This window comes from Chromobacterium sp. HL1 (genome assembly GCF_057418835.1).
In genome coordinates, this window is sequence record NZ_CP162399.1 from 340,950 (window position 1) to 356,314 (window position 15,365).

Annotated in this window: 15 protein-coding genes and 2 tRNA genes; 3 read left to right on the forward strand and 14 right to left on the reverse strand. The window is 68.7% G+C overall.

Going from position 1 to position 15,365, the window contains the following annotated elements:
* Position 1 precedes the first annotated feature (1 nt).
* From AB1Z25_RS01710 to AB1Z25_RS01755, 10 genes are all read right to left on the reverse strand, one after another.
* A complete protein-coding gene (locus AB1Z25_RS01710; protein ID WP_107797973.1) occupies positions 2–775 on the reverse strand; it encodes a GGDEF domain-containing protein in 774 nt (257 codons plus the stop codon).
* 273 nt (positions 776–1,048) lie between these two features.
* Positions 1,049–1,483, reverse strand: a complete 435-nt coding sequence (ubiT, locus tag AB1Z25_RS01715) for a ubiquinone anaerobic biosynthesis accessory factor UbiT (RefSeq protein ID WP_227106632.1) — start codon at positions 1,481–1,483, stop codon at positions 1,049–1,051.
* Positions 1,470–2,399, reverse strand: a complete 930-nt coding sequence (locus tag AB1Z25_RS01720) for a U32 family peptidase (RefSeq protein ID WP_107797975.1) — start codon at positions 2,397–2,399, stop codon at positions 1,470–1,472. The genes ubiT and AB1Z25_RS01720 overlap by 14 nt, the downstream gene beginning before the upstream one ends.
* Before the next feature lie 26 nt (positions 2,400–2,425).
* Positions 2,426–3,442, reverse strand: coding sequence for a ubiquinone anaerobic biosynthesis protein UbiU (gene ubiU / locus AB1Z25_RS01725; protein WP_107797976.1), 1,017 nt, complete (start codon positions 3,440–3,442; stop codon positions 2,426–2,428).
* A gap of 85 nt (positions 3,443–3,527) precedes the next feature.
* Positions 3,528–3,914 carry a SirB2 family protein gene (locus AB1Z25_RS01730; RefSeq protein ID WP_486636454.1) on the reverse strand — a complete coding sequence of 129 codons (387 nt, stop codon included), beginning with the start codon at positions 3,912–3,914 and terminating at the stop codon, positions 3,528–3,530.
* A gap of 81 nt (positions 3,915–3,995) precedes the next feature.
* Positions 3,996–5,999 carry a DUF4097 family beta strand repeat-containing protein gene (locus tag AB1Z25_RS01735; protein ID WP_486636455.1) on the reverse strand — a complete coding sequence of 668 codons (2,004 nt, stop codon included), beginning with the start codon at positions 5,997–5,999 and terminating at the stop codon, positions 3,996–3,998.
* A complete protein-coding gene (locus AB1Z25_RS01740) occupies positions 5,996–6,691 on the reverse strand; it encodes a hypothetical protein (protein WP_486636456.1) in 696 nt (231 codons plus the stop codon). The genes AB1Z25_RS01735 and AB1Z25_RS01740 overlap by 4 nt, the downstream gene beginning before the upstream one ends.
* On the reverse strand, positions 6,684–7,073 hold the full coding sequence (locus AB1Z25_RS01745; RefSeq protein ID WP_227106640.1) for a hypothetical protein: 390 nt from the start codon (positions 7,071–7,073) through the stop codon (positions 6,684–6,686). The genes AB1Z25_RS01740 and AB1Z25_RS01745 overlap by 8 nt, the downstream gene beginning before the upstream one ends.
* A complete protein-coding gene (locus tag AB1Z25_RS01750) occupies positions 7,063–7,566 on the reverse strand; it encodes a prepilin-type N-terminal cleavage/methylation domain-containing protein (protein ID WP_486636457.1) in 504 nt (167 codons plus the stop codon). The genes AB1Z25_RS01745 and AB1Z25_RS01750 overlap by 11 nt, the downstream gene beginning before the upstream one ends.
* Positions 7,560–7,991: a type IV pilin protein gene (locus tag AB1Z25_RS01755; protein WP_227106644.1), complete on the reverse strand. Its 432-nt coding sequence runs from the start codon at positions 7,989–7,991 to the stop codon at positions 7,560–7,562. Before AB1Z25_RS01755 ends, AB1Z25_RS01750 begins: the two co-directional genes overlap by 7 nt.
* Before the next feature lie 212 nt (positions 7,992–8,203).
* On the opposite strand from AB1Z25_RS01755, the gene recC reads away from it, so the two are divergent.
* A complete protein-coding gene (gene recC, locus AB1Z25_RS01760) occupies positions 8,204–11,413 on the forward strand; it encodes an exodeoxyribonuclease V subunit gamma (protein ID WP_486636458.1) in 3,210 nt (1,069 codons plus the stop codon).
* Positions 11,414–11,429: 16 nt separating this feature from the next.
* On the opposite strand, the gene AB1Z25_RS01765 is transcribed toward recC, so the two are convergent.
* From AB1Z25_RS01765 to AB1Z25_RS01780, 4 genes are all read right to left on the reverse strand, one after another.
* Positions 11,430–12,251 (reverse strand): substrate-binding periplasmic protein, encoded by an 822-nt coding sequence (locus tag AB1Z25_RS01765; protein ID WP_486636459.1) that lies wholly within the window; start codon positions 12,249–12,251, stop codon positions 11,430–11,432.
* A 148-nt stretch (positions 12,252–12,399) separates the two neighbouring features.
* Positions 12,400–12,476, reverse strand: a tRNA-Met gene (locus tag AB1Z25_RS01770).
* Between the two features lie 35 nt (positions 12,477–12,511).
* A tRNA-Met gene (locus AB1Z25_RS01775) sits at positions 12,512–12,588 on the reverse strand.
* An 85-nt stretch (positions 12,589–12,673) separates the two neighbouring features.
* On the reverse strand, positions 12,674–13,825 hold the full coding sequence (locus tag AB1Z25_RS01780) for a class I SAM-dependent methyltransferase (RefSeq protein ID WP_486636460.1): 1,152 nt from the start codon (positions 13,823–13,825) through the stop codon (positions 12,674–12,676).
* 61 nt (positions 13,826–13,886) lie between these two features.
* Between AB1Z25_RS01780 and AB1Z25_RS01785 the strand changes: the two genes are divergently transcribed.
* On the forward strand, positions 13,887–14,435 hold the full coding sequence (locus tag AB1Z25_RS01785) for a hypothetical protein (RefSeq protein ID WP_227106651.1): 549 nt from the start codon (positions 13,887–13,889) through the stop codon (positions 14,433–14,435).
* 78 nt (positions 14,436–14,513) lie between these two features.
* Positions 14,514–15,275, forward strand: a complete 762-nt coding sequence (locus AB1Z25_RS01790; RefSeq protein ID WP_227106652.1) for a pteridine reductase — start codon at positions 14,514–14,516, stop codon at positions 15,273–15,275.
* The last annotated feature ends 90 nt before the right edge of the window (positions 15,276–15,365 follow it).

The following is a 15,365-nucleotide window of genomic DNA, read 5'->3' on the forward strand; positions in this document are numbered from 1 at the left end:
GTTATTCGTCGGGGGCGAGGCGGCGTTCGCGGCTGGCGCTGCCGGCTTCGCCCACCGCCCGGTTGCGGCCCGCGTTCTTGGCCGCGTACAGATACATGTCGGCGCGGTGCAGTAAGGTTTCCGGCATATCGTCCACGGTCTGGGTGGCCACGCCTATGCTGGCGCTCAGGCGTTTCACCGCCGGCAGCTCGGTCTGAGCCAGCCGCTGGCGGATATCGTCGGCCAGCGCCAGCGCGCCGCTTTGCTCGGTCTCAGGGCAAATCACCAGGAATTCGTCGCCGCCCCAGCGCGCCACCGTGTCCAGCTGGCGCGCGCGTTTTTGCAGCAACTGGCCAAAAGCGGCCAGCACCTGGTCGCCGGCCAGATGGCCGTAGTTGTCGTTGACGTCCTTGAAGTGGTCGATGTCCAGCAGCAGCACCGAAAACGGCCGCCGGGTACGGTAAGAGCGCTCGGTTTCGCGCTCCAGTATGGTGTTGGCCTGGCGGCGGTTGGCCAGGCCGGTGACCGCGTCCTGGCCGGCGATGGTGTTGAGCTCTTGCAGCATGGCGTGGGATTCGCGGGCCCGGCGGTAGGCGAACAGCGCCAGCGACACGGCCAGGTTCACGCATAGCAGCAACGCCAGCGCCATGGTTTGCGCATTGCCGTCGCCGGGCCCCGTCCCCAGCGCGGACAGCAGTTGGTAGCGCTGGGCCAGCCAGAGCAGCAGCAGATTGGCCATGAGCAGGATGGCCAAGTCGAACAAGATCTGCCGCAGGCTGAACAGGCGTGGCTTCATGGGGCTTGGGCCGTTTCCGATGAGTGCAGGCCGCCGGGAGGCGGCTTGATTGCGTTGATTCTTTTCGGATTAGCCCAAACTTGGCTCAGCCACAAGGGGCGAGCGCCGACGAGGCGCTCCAAGAAGCGCTTCAAAGTCCGCCGCGCGCCGGCGGGATGGATGGAAAAGGGCCTTGAAAACGCCTTGGAAAGGCTTGCGCGCCATCCGTGCCTCCCGCTTGCTCGGCGGTGTCGGCCTTGCCTCGTCCCTGGCCGCGAAAGCTTGAACAGGGGATTAAACGGCCATGAAGCGCGCCAGCGGCGTGGCGCTCCAGTCCACGCTGTCCAGCAGGTTCTTGACGATGAGCCCCAGCTCGGTGTCGCCTTCAATCAGCAGCTTGCGGTGGAAAAACAGCGTGTCCGGGTCTTCCTCGCGCAGCATCATCCGGGCGAAGTCGGCCAGCGTGGCGGAGAGCTGCAAATCGGCGGCGCCGTCGTCCCGGTCGCGGTGGAAGCCTTGTTCGTCGGCGCGGAAGCGCAGGGTCAGGCCGGCGTCCAGCACGCGGATGGCGAAGCGGCGGCCGGCCAGCAGCGCCATGTCGGCCGGCAGCACGCCGCGCCGCGCCAATTGATTGAGGCTGGCGACCAGCAGCCAGGCCGGCGGCGCGGCGGGCAGCCGGGACAGCAGCGCGGCGGCGGCGGCGGGCAGGGCGAGATCAGGAATGCGCATGGGGGGCTCCTATGGCTTGGTTGCCGGCCTGGCCGCGCCAATAGCCGTCCACCAGTTCGGCGTCGGCGTGCCGGCCGCTGGCGGCTTGCAGCGCCGCCGGGTCGGCGCCGTCCAGCGCTTGGCGGAACAGGGCGACGATATCGCCGGTGGCGCGGGACTGCGGACTGACGCGCACGGCGTCGACGCCGATGGCGGCCAGCTCGCGCAAATGCGGCAGCAGGCTGTGGCAGCCGGCGGACAGGGTCTGGATGCCGTTGAGGGTGAGGAAGTCCTGCTGGTCCTGGGTGCGCATGGCGAGGCCGTCCGGGTGTTCCAGGCAGCGGAACTGGCAATCGTCCTTGCTCAGATTGTAATGACGGGCGGTGAAGCAGCGCGCGGACAGGGCCAGGGGCAGCTTGCCCCAGGCGAACAGCTCGGTGGCGATGGGCGCGCCGATCTCGGCGTAGCGCGCCAAGAGCTCGGCCAGCGTGGCGCGGTCCATTTCCACCGGGGGCACCCAGCGTTCGGCGCCCCAGTCGCGGATCAGCTTCAGGGTGTCGGCGTTGTAGATGTTCAGATGCGGGCCGGCGACGAAGGGCAGGCCGTGTTCCCGCGCCAGCTTGATCGCGCCCAGGTCGTTGGCTTCCAGCGCGATATCGCCGTTGGCGGCCAACTGGCGCGCGCGGCGCAGATCGGATTCGCTCTCCAGCAGCGCCTGGCAGCTGAGCGTGACGCGCTTGCCGGCGGCGGCCAGATCGCGCGCCAGTGAAATCCAGTCTTGCGGCCGCATTTGCTGGCGGCGGGAGCACACCACCTCGCCCAGATAGATCCGGTCCAGCGGCCAGTCGGCGGCGGCGGCGTAGAAGTCCAGCAGGGTGTCGCGCGGCCAGAAGAACAGCACCGGGCCCAGCGTCAATTGCAGATTAAGGCTTGTCATTGGCGGTTTTCCATCGGGGGCGGCGCTCATTTCCACGGCCGGTTGTAGGCGCCCAGCGTCTGCTGCTGCCCTTCCGACACTTTGTTCAGCGCCTGGTGCCAGGCCGGGCGCGGCTGGAAGCGCGCGCCGTCGCGGGCGGCGGCGTCCAGCGCTTCGCGCAGCGCGCGCGTCACCTGGGCCACGTAGGCCGGGCTGCGCTGGCGGCCTTCCACCTTGATCGCGGCCACGCCGCTGGCGATGATTTGCGGCAGCATGTCCAGCACATTGAGGCTGGTGGGTTCTTCCAGCGCGTAATAGGTTTCGTCGCGCACCTGGAAGCGGCCCTTGCACAGCGTCGGGTAGCCGGCGGGTTCGTCGTCGCGGTAGCTGTCGATCAGGATGTGGTTGAGGCGGGCGTTCATGCGCCGCTCGCCCGGTTCCCAGCGCACGAATTTGGCCGGCGAGCACACGCCGTGGGTGTTGGGCGATTCGCCGGTGGCGTAGCTGGACAGCTGGCATCGGCCTTCCACCATCACGCACAGGCTGCCGAAGCCGAAGACTTCGATCTCGACGTCGGTGTGCTCGATCACATGGCGCACCTGGTCCAGGGTCAGCACCCGCGGCAGCACCGCGCGGCGGATGCCGAACATGTCGCGCGCCAGATTGATGGCTTCGTAATTGGTGGCCGAGCTTTGCACCGACATGTGCAGGCGCAGCTGCGGATGGCGCTCGGCGGCGTAGGCCATCAGGCCCAGGTCGGCCAGGATCAGCGCGTCGGCGCCCAGCGCCGCGCCCTGGTCCACCGCCGCGCGCCAGCGGCTGGAGTCGCCGCCCTGGGCGAAGGTGTTGATCGCCATCAGCACTTTGCGGCCGTGGCGGTGCGCGTAGGCGATGCCTTCGCGCGCGCTGGCGTCGTCGAAATTCAGCCCGGCGAAGTTGCGGGCGTTGGTCTGGTTTTTAAGGCCTAGGTAAACGGTGTCGGCGCCGTTGTCCACCGCGGCCTTGAGCGCCGGCAGGCTGCCGGCGGGGCAGACCAGCTCGGGCAGGAATGTGTGCAGAGCCATCTTGGTCGGTCCGGTTCAAAACCCGCCGACGATAACAAGCCCCGCGTCGCGGGGCCTTGTTCTGGGTCAAGCGCAGGCGGAGGGCCTAGAAGAAAGGGAAGACCAGCTTGGTCTTGGCCACCAGCACAATGTAGAACACCGTCGCCAGCGCGCAGAGGAAGGCGATCAAGCGGGTTTGCGGGGTTTTGCCGCGGCGCAGCGCGATGGTGCCTAGCGCCACGTACAGCACCAGGCCGACGATCTTGGCCAGCAGCCAGGGGCTTTGCAGAATGGGCCAGCCGCCCATGATCACCAGGGCGATGGCACAGCCCAGCAGCAGGGTGTCGACGACGTGGGGCAGGATGCGCACCGGTTTCAGCGCCAGGATGTGCTGCTTGCCGCCCAGCATCAGGCCGCCGCGCACGGCGAACAGCAGGATCGATAGATAGGCGAAGCCCATATGGGCGTGTTTGACGATCAGATAAGGGTACATAGGCGTCCAAAGTTGAGGAGTGAGAACGGGTTTACGCTCTGGCAAGGCATGGCGGATCGTAAACAGGCTCTTAGACGGCGCTTAACGATAGCGCGCCCATAATACCCGGGCCGCGCCCGTTTGCGGGTTCGGCGTGCCGCCGCCGCCTTCGCCCGGCAATCCGTTCTGACCGCTGATGTCGATCACGGTTTCCGCGCCCAGGCTGTTCAGCGGCCGGGAGGGCGGCGGCGCGCCGGGCGGGCGGCTTTGCAGCCCCGCGCTGACCGGGCCGAAGATATGGGTGCTGCCGGCGGTGTCCAGGGTGTCGCCGGCCAGTACCGCGCCGTGGATGCGGTTGCTGGCGCCCAGCCGGATCTTGCCGCCGCCGAAGGCCTGGGCGGCGTCGTAGCCGCCGGCCAGCAGGGCGATGCCGAGCAGCGGGGATTCGCGCAGCGAGTTCCGGTCCGCGGCGCAGTGGTTCAGCGGATAGACGTCCGGGAAGTCCGGGCTGCGGCACACGCGCGCCGCGCCGGCCTGGCGCAGGCTCCACAGTTCCACATTGCTGCTGGTTTCGATGTGGCCGGTGGCGAGAATGGCGTTGTCCAGCCGGCCGTACAGCGACAGATTGCCTTCGAACAGCGCCACGCCGGGCAGCATGCCTTGCGGCGGCTTGAGGCGCAGCAGCCATTGCTGCGCGGTGCTGCCGGACAAGCAGCTCTCCGCGTCGCTCTCGCACAGCCGCAAGGCCGGCTGACCGGCCACCGGGGCGCAGCGCCTGCCGTCGGCCTGCAAGGCCGGGCACAGATCGTTGCGCTGCCAGTCGTCGGCCCGCTGCCGGCCCAGCCGGTAGACCGCGCCGTCCGGCACGCCGGCCACATGTTGCAGCCGGACGCGGATGCGCTGCAGCGCGTCGGCGGAACGGTCCGCCGCATCCCAGTAGACGATGAGGTTGGCGGCGTCGCGGTAATCGTTGGCGTTGACGCGGGTCGCGCCCAGGCGGAACTCCGGCACCGGCTCCAGCGGCACTTTCAGCCCGGTCTGATGGCGCACCCGCACGGTGTTCGGCGGCGGCTGGCGCGCTTGGCCGGCGGCGTCGAAGATCTGCGCGCCGTTGTGGGTGAAGGCGCCGCCGATGAGGCCGTCGTCGATATTGGCGTTGCCGCGACTGTCCAGCAGGCCCTGGGCGCGCAAGGCGTTCAGCCGGTTGCTGCTGCTGGTGCGCACATCGCCTTGGCTCAGCAATTGCGCGGAAACGGCGACGTTGCCGGCCAGGGTCACGTCGCCGATGGCGGACAGCCGGCCCACTCGTTCGCCGCTGCTGCCGACCGAGCCGTTGGCGGCGGCGGTCTCCACGTCGCTGCCGCTGCCCATGACGATGTTGCCGCGCGCTTTCAGCGTCAGGAACTGGCCGCTGTTGACGCGGATGTCGCCGTTGCTCCACAGGCTGAGCGGGGCCTGGCCGTCGCCGCGGGCCGGATTGCCCTGGAACAGGATGTCGCCGGTGGCCTGGATCGCGCTGACGCCGCTCAGGCTGCCGCTGGTGTCCACCGCGCCTTCCACTTGCAAGAGCGCGTCCTTGGCGCCGGTGACCACAATATTGCCGCTGGTGGACAGGCCGCCGCGGATTTGCGCCGCGGCGTTGGCGGCCGGCGGCGTCGGCGCGCCGTTCAATTGGTAGACCACCTCCAGCGTCACCGTGGCGTCGCCGCTGCGGGCGGTGATCCAGGCGGCGACCTTGTCGTCCTCTATCACGGCGCCGGCGGCGCGGGGCGCCGGCAGCAGCTTGATCTGGAGGGCGTCGGCCAGCGCCTGGCTTTCCGGCGGCAAGCTGGCGCGCTCCAGACTCAGCGCCGCGCCGTCCAGCTCCAGCGTCTTGATTTGCGGCGGTGTCAGCGCCGACAGGTATTGCCGCGCCAGTTCCGCGCCGGTCCAGGCGCGCCATTGCGCCTCGCTATTGCCGCGCAGCGAGCGGGTCAGTTCCTGCTGGCCGCGCAGATGATGCATGCCGCCCAGCGCCAGCGCGGTCAGGGCCATGCCGGTGAGCAGCACCATCAGCACCGCGGCGACGCCGCGCTGCCGGCGCGGCGGGAGGGAACGGGCCTTCATGCGGGGGCCGCCAGATTAGTCAGACAGCTGGCGAAGCTGCGGCTCTCGCCTTGCAGCGTGTTGTCGTAGTTGAGCAGCAGCTGCGGAAAGGTCTGGCTCGCCGCCGCGGCGACGGCGTAGGGCCAGCAGGCTTGTTCCAGCCGCAAGGCCAAGCCGAGCTTGTGCCGCGGCGGCAGCGGGCCGGTCAGCGCCCGCGCCCGCCATTGCGAGGGCTGGGTCAGCGCGTCGGCGATGGCCGCGCAGTCGTCCGCCTGCAACTGGTACAACACGCTGCTCTGGCCGGCGCCGTCCAGGCTGGCCACGCCGCGGCAGGCGTAAGCGCCGGCGTCCAATTGCGGACGGTAACGCCAGACCGCCGCGTTGGCGGCGCCGGAAGCCGCCGGCGCGGCGCTAAGCGCTGAGACGGCGCCGTCGGCGTCGACGCTCAAATCGCTTATCGACAGCAGTTGCAGATTTTGTTCGCGGCCGCCGGCGGCGCCGAAACCGGCTTCCTGCGCCTGCTGCTGCACGCTGAGCAGCGCCGCCATCAATTGGCCGTCCCGCTGCGCCAGCTTGGCGCTGCCCTGGTCCGGATCGAACACGCTGCGCGCGGTCTGGCGGTAGAGGGTCAGCATCGCCAGCGTGGTGATCAGCGCCAGCAGCATGCCGATCAAGAGCTCCAGCAGACTGAAGCCGGCGGCGCGCTTATTCATGATTGCTCAGACTGAGGGTGGAGGAGGCCGCGTCCCGCAGCTGCAAGGTTCGGCCGCTCAGCGCGGCCTTGGCGCTGATGTCCGCGCCGCCGTTCTGCGGCTGTCCGCGCAAGGTCACCGCGGGCGCGGAACTGCAGCTCAGCCGCGCGGTGGCGCTGACGCCGCTGGCCAGCGGCCAGTCGTTGGCGCTGTCGCAGGGCAGGCCGCCCTGTTGCAGTTGTTCCCGCGCCTTGCTCAGGGCCAGCGCGTGCTGTTGCAGCTGCTGTTGACTGCCCAGGCTGCGCGCGTTGACGAAAACAATGCCCAGGCCGGTCAGCATCAGCAGCAACATGGCGATCAGGCTTTCCAGCAGGCTGACGCCGCTTTGCGTTTTACAAATCACCGCTGAGCTCCTGCTGCGTGCCGCGGATGCAGTAGGCCGGTCGCGTGCCGCAGGCGACGCCGGCCGCCTGCGCCGCCAGCGGCTGGCCCTGGTTGTTTAGGGCCAGGCATTGCGCGGCCGGCGTCGCCAGGCAGCTTTTTCCCAGGCTCACCGGGCGCGGCGCGGCGGCGCGCCACAGCGCCGCGCCGTGGCAACGCTCGCCCTGGCTGCCGCTGGCCGGCGCGCCGGCGAAGACGCACAGCTGGCCTTCAGCGCTGGACATCAGCACCGCGGCGGGCTGGCCCGGCGCGGCCGCCAGCGGATTGCTCAGCGCCGCGGCCTGGGTTTGGGCGTAGGCCCGCGCCAGTTGGCTGCGGCCCAGCGCCAGTTTGTGGGCGTCGCTCCAGCCTTGCGCCAGCGGCACGCTGAGCAGCGCCAACAGGCCGATCAGCGCCAGCGTCGCGCACAGCTCCATCAGGGTCAGGCCGCGCTGGCGGCGGGGCGGGGTCACCATTGGGTCCGGCAGTCGGCGCTGCTGGTGTTGGCGCTTTGATCCGCGCCGTCGAGCTTCAGCACGCAGCCGGACAGCTGCGGGCTGACGCCGCTGGCGGTGAGCAGGAAGCTGCCGCCTTGCGGCTGGTAGCGATAGTTGAATTCAGGCTGCGCCGGCTGCCAGCTGTTATTGCCCAAAGCGGCGCGGATGGCGCTGGCGTTGTCCGCGCTGGCGGCGGGATAGGCCAGGTGCAGCAGTTTGTGGTTTTCCAGCGCCAGGCTCAGGGCCATCAGATCGCTCTTGGCGGTATTGGCCTTGGCCGCCTGTACATGGCGCTGATAAGACGGCACCGCCACCAAGAGCAGGATGCCGACGATGGCGGCCACCACCATCATCTCGATCAGGGTGAAGCCGGAATGGCCTTGCGGCCGGACGGATGCGCTCACGACATCGCCTTGCTAAATAAACGTCATATTTTAGCGTTATTGGACTCACATTGGTATTGATTGGCATCAATATGCTTTGTAAATATCTTGGCGAGAAGCAAGCCGCCGTCTGAGCGCCGCCTAGCGGCATAATCTGCCGCGCGCGGCGCATGCGGCCGATCCGGGCCGCGGATGCTACACTTGGGCTGATTTCACCTACCGCCTATCCCCGCATGCTGCTTCTTTACCAGTCCAACCGCTTGGAGCAATTGGGTCAGCTGTTTTGCGGCATGAGCCAGAGCCTGCCGCTGTCCGACTCGTTCGCGCCGGAAACCGTGATCGTGCAGAGCCGCGGCATGGGGCGCTGGATCACGCTGGACCTGGCCCGCAGCAACGGCGTGGCCGCCAATCTGGACTTCGTGCTGCCGGCCGCCTTCGCCTGGCGGCTGATGCAGCGGGTGATGCCGGATCTGCCGCGCAAATCCTCGTTCGCGCCGGAAGTGCTGAGCTGGCGGCTGATGGAGCTGCTGCCCACGCTGGAGGGCGAGCCTTTTCTCGCTTTGTCGCGCTATCTGGAGGGCGGCGAGGCCGCCTGTTTCGAGCTGGCCGGCAAGGTGGCCGACATCTTCGACCAATATCTGGTGTTCCGGCCGGATTGGATCCGCGCCTGGGAGGCCGGCCAGTTGCTGGGCCTGGGCGACGACGAGGCCTGGCAGGCCGCCTTGTGGCGGCGGCTGGCCGACAGCGATTCCAGCCGCCACCGCGTGCGCATGCTGGACGAGTTCTTCGCCGAACTCAGGGCCGAGCATCTGCCGGAGCGGGTGACGCTGTTCGGCATCGCCAGCCTGGCGCCGATGTATCTGGCCCTGGTCAAGCGCCTGTCCCAGCTTACCGACGTCTGCCTGTTCACCCTCAATCCCTGCGAAGCTTACTGGGGCGACATCGTCGACGCCCGCCGCAAGCTCAAGCTGCAGCAGAAGGGGGATTTGTTCGCCACCGAGGGCCATCCCTTGTTGGCCTCGCTGGGCAAGCAGGGCCGCGATTTCTTCGAACTGATCGCCGAAGACAGCGAGCTGGACGCGCGGCCCCTATTCGACATTCCCCGCGGCGACGCGCTGCTGGCGCGCTTGCAGCGCGACATCCTGCAATTGAACGATCCCAAGGACGCGCCGCGTCCGCTGGCGGCGGACGACGATTCGGTGCAGATCCACGCCGCCCACGGGCCGATGCGCGAACTGGAAGTATTGAAAGACCGCTTGCTGACGATGTTCCGCGAGGACCCCGGCCTCAATCCCGCCGACGTGGCCGTGCTGACCCCGGACATCAACAGCTACGCGCCTTATATCGACGCGGTGTTCGGTGCTCGTCCACAGGAGGACGCGGCGCCGGACATTCCCTACAGCATCGCCGACCGCCGCATCGCGCGCGAAGAACCGCTGCTGGCCAGCTACGCGGCCTTGCTGGACCTGGCCGACTCCCGCTTCGCCGCCGATCAGGTGCTGGCCTTGCTGGACGCGCCGGCCTTGTTGCGCCGCTTCGGCCTGGACGACGCCGACGTGCCCTTTGTGCAGCAATGGGTGCGCGAGGCCGGCATCCGCTGGGGACGGGACGCCGCGCACAAGGCGGCGCTGGGTTTGCCGGCGGATCCACTGTTCACCTGGCGCTGGGGCCTGGACCGGCTGTTGCTGGGCGCGGTGCTGCCGCCGGCCCTGGCCGGCGACGACAGCGGCCTGTACACCGGCCTGCTGCCGCACAGCAGCGCTCAGGGCCAGTTGGCGGAAGCGCTGGGGCGCTTTTCCGCCTGCTATCGCGAACTGGAGCGCGTGGCGGAGGAGTGGGCGCGTCCGGCCGCTCCGGCTCGGTGGGCGGAGCGCTTGCAACAGGCTTGCGAGCGGCTGTTCGACGCGGACGCCGACGACGAGAAAGCGCTGGAGGTATTGCGCGCCGCGTTGGCGGAACTGGCGGAGGACGCCGAGCTGGCCGGCTTTGAGCAAGAGGTGGGCCTGCCGGCGGTGCGGGATTGGCTCAAACGCAAACTGACCCTGGCCTCGCCGCTGGGCTTTCTGTCCGGCGGCGTCACCTTCTGCGCGATGGTGCCGATGCGCTCCATTCCCTTCCGCGTGTTGTGCCTGATCGGCATGAACGACGGCGCTTATCCGCGCGACGAACGCCCGGTCAGCTTCGACCTGGTGGCGCGCCATCCGCGCCGCGGCGACCGCTCGCGCCGTTTCGACGACCGCTACCTCTTCCTGGAGGCCATTCTCTCCGCGCGGGAAAAGCTCTATCTGTCCTATGTGGGCCAGTCCGCCCGCAGCGGCGAAACCCTGCCGCCCTCGCCGCTGATCGCCGAATTGCTGGATTGCTTCTCCGCCATGTGCGGCCAGGATCTTGGCCGGGCGCTGACGGTGCGCCACCCGCTGCAGCCGTTCTCGCCCGCCGCCTACGACGGCGCGGACCCGCGGCTGGCCAGCTTCGAGCCCACTTTCGCCGCCGCCCTGTCGCAGCCGGAGGCCGCGCCGCGGCCGTTTGCCGAAGCCTTGCCGCCGGCGGCGCTCAGCGGCGTGGTCAATCTGCACGACTTCATCCGTTTCTGGCGCAATCCGGTGCGCGCCTGGCTGGCGGACCGGCTCGCCATCCGTTTGTTCGGCGGCGACGAGGAGCTGCCGGTGCGCGAGCCTTTCGCCGTGGACGGCGACGCCAGCCAGGCGGTGCGCAGGCAGTTGGTGGACGCCATGTTGCATCGCCGTCCGCAAGCGCCGGTGCGCGAGCGCGTCGCGGCCGCCGGCCTGCTGCCGCCGGCCGCGCTGGGCCGGGCCTGGCTGGTGGAGGAGGCGCGTTCCAGCGTCAAGCTGGCGGCGCGGCTGCCGGCCGCGCTGAGCCGGGACGTTTTGCCGCCGCAGCCGGTCCATCTGCATGCGGCCGGCCTCACCCTGGTGGGCGAGCTCACCGGGCTGCGCCCCGAAGGCCAGCTGGATTTCGTCGTCGGCAAGATCAACGCCGCCCAGCGCGTGGCCCTGTGGCTGAGCCATCTGATTCTGTGCGCGGCGCGGCCGCCGGGCGTGGTCTGCCGCACCGCCTGCTACGACGATACGGGCAGCCTGCTGCTGGAGGACGAGCCGGAGGCCTTGGCCTTGCTGGAGCCGTGGCTGGCGCGCTGGCGTCAGGGCCAGGATCAAGCCTTGCCCTGGTTCGGCCGCACCAGTTGGGCGTATGCCGAAGCTTTGGCGGCGGAGCCGGAGCGGCGCGACAAGGCGATGCGGAAAGCGCTGGAAAAATGGGACCCCGGCTTTGTCCGCGAAGGCGGCATGGCGCAAAAGGACGAGGCGGCGATCGCGCTGGCCTTCCGCAATCAACAGCCCCTGGACGATCCTCTGTTCGCGCAACTGGCGGAAACCCTGCTGTCGCCGCTGGCGGAGCGGCTGCAGGGCGGCGGCGCGGAGTGAGGCGGCCGGCGCCGGCTCATTCCTCCGGATACGGCGCTTCGAAGTAGCGCTGATACAGCGTCTGGATCGAGCCGTCGCGCCGCATGCCGGTCAGGGCTTGCCGGAAAGCGTCCGCCACCGGCTGCGGCACGCTGCTTTTGCTGAAGATGAAATACGCGCCGCCGATATTCCAGACCGGCGCGAGCGGCACGATCTCCGCTCCCGTCGGTTCGGCCTGCAGCGCCGCGCGCAGGGTGGCGCTGTTGGCCAGCAACAGGTCCAGCCTCCTGGCCCTCAGCTTTTGGATATTGATGTCCAGCGTCGGCCCGATGTCCACGGCGACGCTTGGCGGCGGGAGTTTCAGCCAGGCGTCCAGGCTGGCCCCGTAGCTGTCACCGCGGGTGACGCCCAGGATGAGCTTGCCGTGCTTGCCCAAATCTTCCAGCCGGTGCGTCGGCCATTGCGCCGCGCGGCCGCGCAAGCTCCACAAGCGCACGGTGGTGGGGCTGTAGGCCCAGACGAAGTGGGCGAAGGGCTCGCGCTCCGGCGTTTTCAGCGCCTCCATCGCCACGTCCACCAGACCGTTTTTCAGGCTCAGCAAGGTCCGCGGCCAGGGCATTTGCTGGTAGTGGAGCCGGCAGCCGGTCCGGCGCGCGGCTTCGTTGAGCACGGCGACGGCGTAGCCGTCCAGTTGCTGGCGCGCGGATAGATAGTGGTAAGGAGGCCAACTGTCCCAGCCGACGCTTAATTCCCGGACGCAGGCGCTGACGGCCGGCTGAGGCGCGGCCGGGACCGGTCCGGCGCATAGCGCCGCGGCAGAGGCCAGGCCGTGGACGGCGAGGCGGAAAAGTCGGCGCATGGCGAGGCTCCGGCGGGGGATGCTTTACTATAGCCGGGCGGAGGCTGGGGATAACTTCGCGTAGCCGTGCGGATCTGTGGATAAACGGGAAGGGGCCGAAGGCGGCGGGAATGCGAAAAGGGTCAGCTTGCGCTGACCCTTTTCATTTTGGTGGCGAATCAGGGACTCGAACCCCGGACCTGCGGATTATGATTCCGTCGCTCTAACCGACTGAGCTAATTCGCCGTGAAGACTTGTCGAAAACAACTCTTCGCAAACTGTGGTGGCGAATCAGGGACTCGAACCCCGGACCTGCGGATTATGATTCCGTCGCTCTAACCGACTGAGCTAATTCGCCACGTTTTTCGATGCACGAGTGCACCGAGACGCGAAATATACGCAGCCGAAAGCCGGCTGTCAACAAGATTCTCGCGGCCGCCGGCTTACAGGGTGTAGCAGCGGTCGCCGCGCAGGAAACCGCTCCAGTCTATGCTTACCCCCTTGCCGAAGCCTATGGCCTTGAACAACTCGCCCATTTCCGACGGCGACAGCAGCTTCTGCACCGCGGCGGCCTGCGGCAGATAGCCGGCGGCGTCGGCCGGGTCCAGCTGCTCCAGCAACTGGGTGATGCCGGCGTTGATCAGGAATTGAGCCTGGGTGGTGTAGCCGATCAGGTCCAGGCCGGCGTCTATGCCGGCCTGGGCCACCGCGCTGAAATCGACGTGGCAGGTCAAGTCCATCAGGCCGGGCAGGAAGAAGGGGTCGTCCACGGTGTGGTGGCGGTAATGGCCTATCAGCGTGCCCATATGGCGCTGCGGGTGATAGTACTCGGCGGCGGGGAAGCCGTAGTCCAGCAGCAGCACGGCGCCGCGATCCAGTTTTTGCGCCAGGGTGTGGAGGAAGCCGATATTGGCCGGGCTGATTTCGGAAACATAGTCGTCGTGCCGCGGCTGGATGGCCTGGGCCAGTTGCAGCAGCCGTGGGTCCTGAATGGCGCGGTCTTCCCAGACGAAGCGCTCGCCGTCCAGCGCCACGCCGCGCCGTTGGGCTTCGGGGGTCCAGCGGATCAGCTCGCAGGGCATGGCGTCCAGCACTTCGTTGCCGATGATCACGCCGTCCAGCCGCTCCGGCAGCTGGCTCAGCCACTGCACGCGCTCGGCCAGTTGCGGCAGCGCCTGGCGGATATTGCTTTGCTGGCGTTCGATCAGGTCTGGCGACAGATCGATGATGCAATAGCGTTCCGGCAGCGCGTCCAGCGCTTGCAGTTCGCTGAGAATGTCGATGGCCAGCTTGCCGGTGCCGGCGCCGAACTCATAGACCACATTGGCGGTTTGCGGCAGCAGTTCCGCCAGCTGGCGCGCCAGCGCGCGGCCGAACAAGGCGCTCATTTCCGGCGCGGTGGTGAAGTCGCCGGCCGCGCCCAGTTTGCGGCTGCCGGCGGCGTAATAGCCCAGGCCGGGCGCGTACAGCGCCAGCTCCATGTAGCGGGAGAACGGCATCCAGCCGCCCTGCTGGCGGATTTCCGCCTGAATGGCGTGGACAAGGCTTTGGCTGGTGGCCAGCGCGTCGGCGCTGGCGGCGGGTAAGGTGGTCATGGCGGTCATCCTGCTACAATGTGCCGCGATTGTGGTGGAAACTGACGGACAGGAGAAGAGGGTGAGCGGATTTTACCGTTGGATGGCCGGCTGCGCGGGCGGCCTGTTGCTGGGGCCGGCGCTGGCGGCGCCGCAGTGGGCGGTGTCGAAGCCGTATCCGGACAATCCTTTGCAAGTGGCCAGCCTGGACGGCGAGGCGACGGTGGGACGCAGCCGCTTTCCGGCGCGTTTGGACGTGGCTTGCCGCGCGGACAGCCCGCCCTTGCGGCTGTCCTTGCACGTGTCGGATCAATTGGGCGGCTGGGACGTGCGTCCGTACGAGGGGCCGGGCGGCCTGGGCGAGCGGCGCAAGCTCAAGCTGAACCTGGCCGGTTTGCGCCGCGGCGTGGACAGTCATTTCGCCGGCTGGTACGAGGAGAGCGGCCGCTTCGTGTTCGAGTGGCCGTCGCGGGGCGAGTTCTTCGCCTGGCAGTCCGCCGCGCACAAGGAACTGCTGGTGACGATAGACGGCGCCAGCCGCAAGCACGGCAAGCTGGTGGCGCGTTTCGTCTTGCCGCCGTCCAGCCAGGCGGCCTTGGCGGCGGCCCAGCCGTGCATGGGCAAGAAATAGAGCGCGCGGCCGGCGTCATCGCGGCGTAAGGCGCGTGTGGGAGCCTGCGGCGGCGGGCGAAGATTCAGAGGAGCGGAAATGGCGGATCAGGGGACGACAGGAGAGCAGCGGGTGGCGCTGATCAGCGGCGCGGCGCGGCGCGTGGGCGCGGGCATCGCCCGGCATTTGCACGCGCGGGGCCTGCGGGTGGTGTTGCACTATCGCGGTTCGCGCGGCGAGGCGGAGGCCTTGGCGGCGGAACTGAACGCGGCGCGGCCGGATTCCGCGCGCTTGCTGCAGGGCGATTTGCTGGACACGGCGGCCTTGCCGGCGCTGGCGGCGCGGGCGGTGGCGGCGTTCGGCCGGCTGGACGGCCTGGTCAACAACGCGTCCAGCTTCTTCCCCACCGAGGTGGGTCGGATCGACGAGGCGGCCTGGCACGATCTGATGGGCAGCAATCTGAAGGCGCCGCTATTCCTGTCCCAGGCGCTGGCGCCTGAGCTGGCCAAGCGTCGCGGCGCCATTGTCGGCATCGCCGACATCCACGTGGAGCGGCCGATGGCCCGCCATGTGGTGTACAACCTGGCCAAGGCCGGCCACGCGCAGCTGATCCGCAGCCTGGCGATAGAGCTGGCGCCGGCGGTGCGGGTCAACGGGGTCTCGCCCGGAGTGAATCTGTGGCCGGAGGACGACGCGTCATTCGACGCGGCGGAGCGCGCGGCGATCGAGGCCAGCATTCCCTTGCGCCGCACCGGAGTGCCGGAGGACATCGCCCGGGCGGTGGCCTTTCTGCTGCTGGACGCCGGCTACGTCACCGGTCAGATTCTGGCGGTGGACGGCGGCCGCAGCGTGGTGTTGTAGCCGCTGCGCGGGTGGGCCGCGCGCGCGCCTTGTTCGCCGTCGTGGATTTCGCCGCGGAAAAAAAGTAAAATCGCCTGTTTTTCAATTTCT

Excerpts from the sequence above, each read along its gene's own strand:
- AB1Z25_RS01710 (WP_107797973.1), bottom strand. The coding sequence starts at position 775 with ATGAAGCCACGCCTGTTCAGCCTGCGGCAGATCTTGTTCGACTTGGCC.
- ubiT (WP_227106632.1), bottom strand. The coding sequence starts at position 1,483 with ATGCGCATTCCTGATCTCGCCCTGCCCGCCGCCGCCGCCGCGCTGCTG.
- AB1Z25_RS01720 (WP_107797975.1), bottom strand. The coding sequence starts at position 2,399 with ATGACAAGCCTTAATCTGCAATTGACGCTGGGCCCGGTGCTGTTCTTC.
- ubiU (WP_107797976.1), bottom strand. The coding sequence starts at position 3,442 with ATGGCTCTGCACACATTCCTGCCCGAGCTGGTCTGCCCCGCCGGCAGC.
- AB1Z25_RS01730 (WP_486636454.1), bottom strand. The coding sequence starts at position 3,914 with ATGTACCCTTATCTGATCGTCAAACACGCCCATATGGGCTTCGCCTAT.
- AB1Z25_RS01735 (WP_486636455.1), bottom strand. The coding sequence starts at position 5,999 with ATGAAGGCCCGTTCCCTCCCGCCGCGCCGGCAGCGCGGCGTCGCCGCG.
- AB1Z25_RS01740 (WP_486636456.1), bottom strand. The coding sequence starts at position 6,691 with ATGAATAAGCGCGCCGCCGGCTTCAGTCTGCTGGAGCTCTTGATCGGC.
- AB1Z25_RS01750 (WP_486636457.1), bottom strand. The coding sequence starts at position 7,566 with ATGGTGACCCCGCCCCGCCGCCAGCGCGGCCTGACCCTGATGGAGCTG.
- recC (WP_486636458.1), top strand. The coding sequence starts at position 8,204 with ATGCTGCTTCTTTACCAGTCCAACCGCTTGGAGCAATTGGGTCAGCTG.
- AB1Z25_RS01765 (WP_486636459.1), bottom strand. The coding sequence starts at position 12,251 with ATGCGCCGACTTTTCCGCCTCGCCGTCCACGGCCTGGCCTCTGCCGCG.
- AB1Z25_RS01780 (WP_486636460.1), bottom strand. The coding sequence starts at position 13,825 with ATGACCACCTTACCCGCCGCCAGCGCCGACGCGCTGGCCACCAGCCAA.
- AB1Z25_RS01790 (WP_227106652.1), top strand. The coding sequence starts at position 14,514 with ATGGCGGATCAGGGGACGACAGGAGAGCAGCGGGTGGCGCTGATCAGC.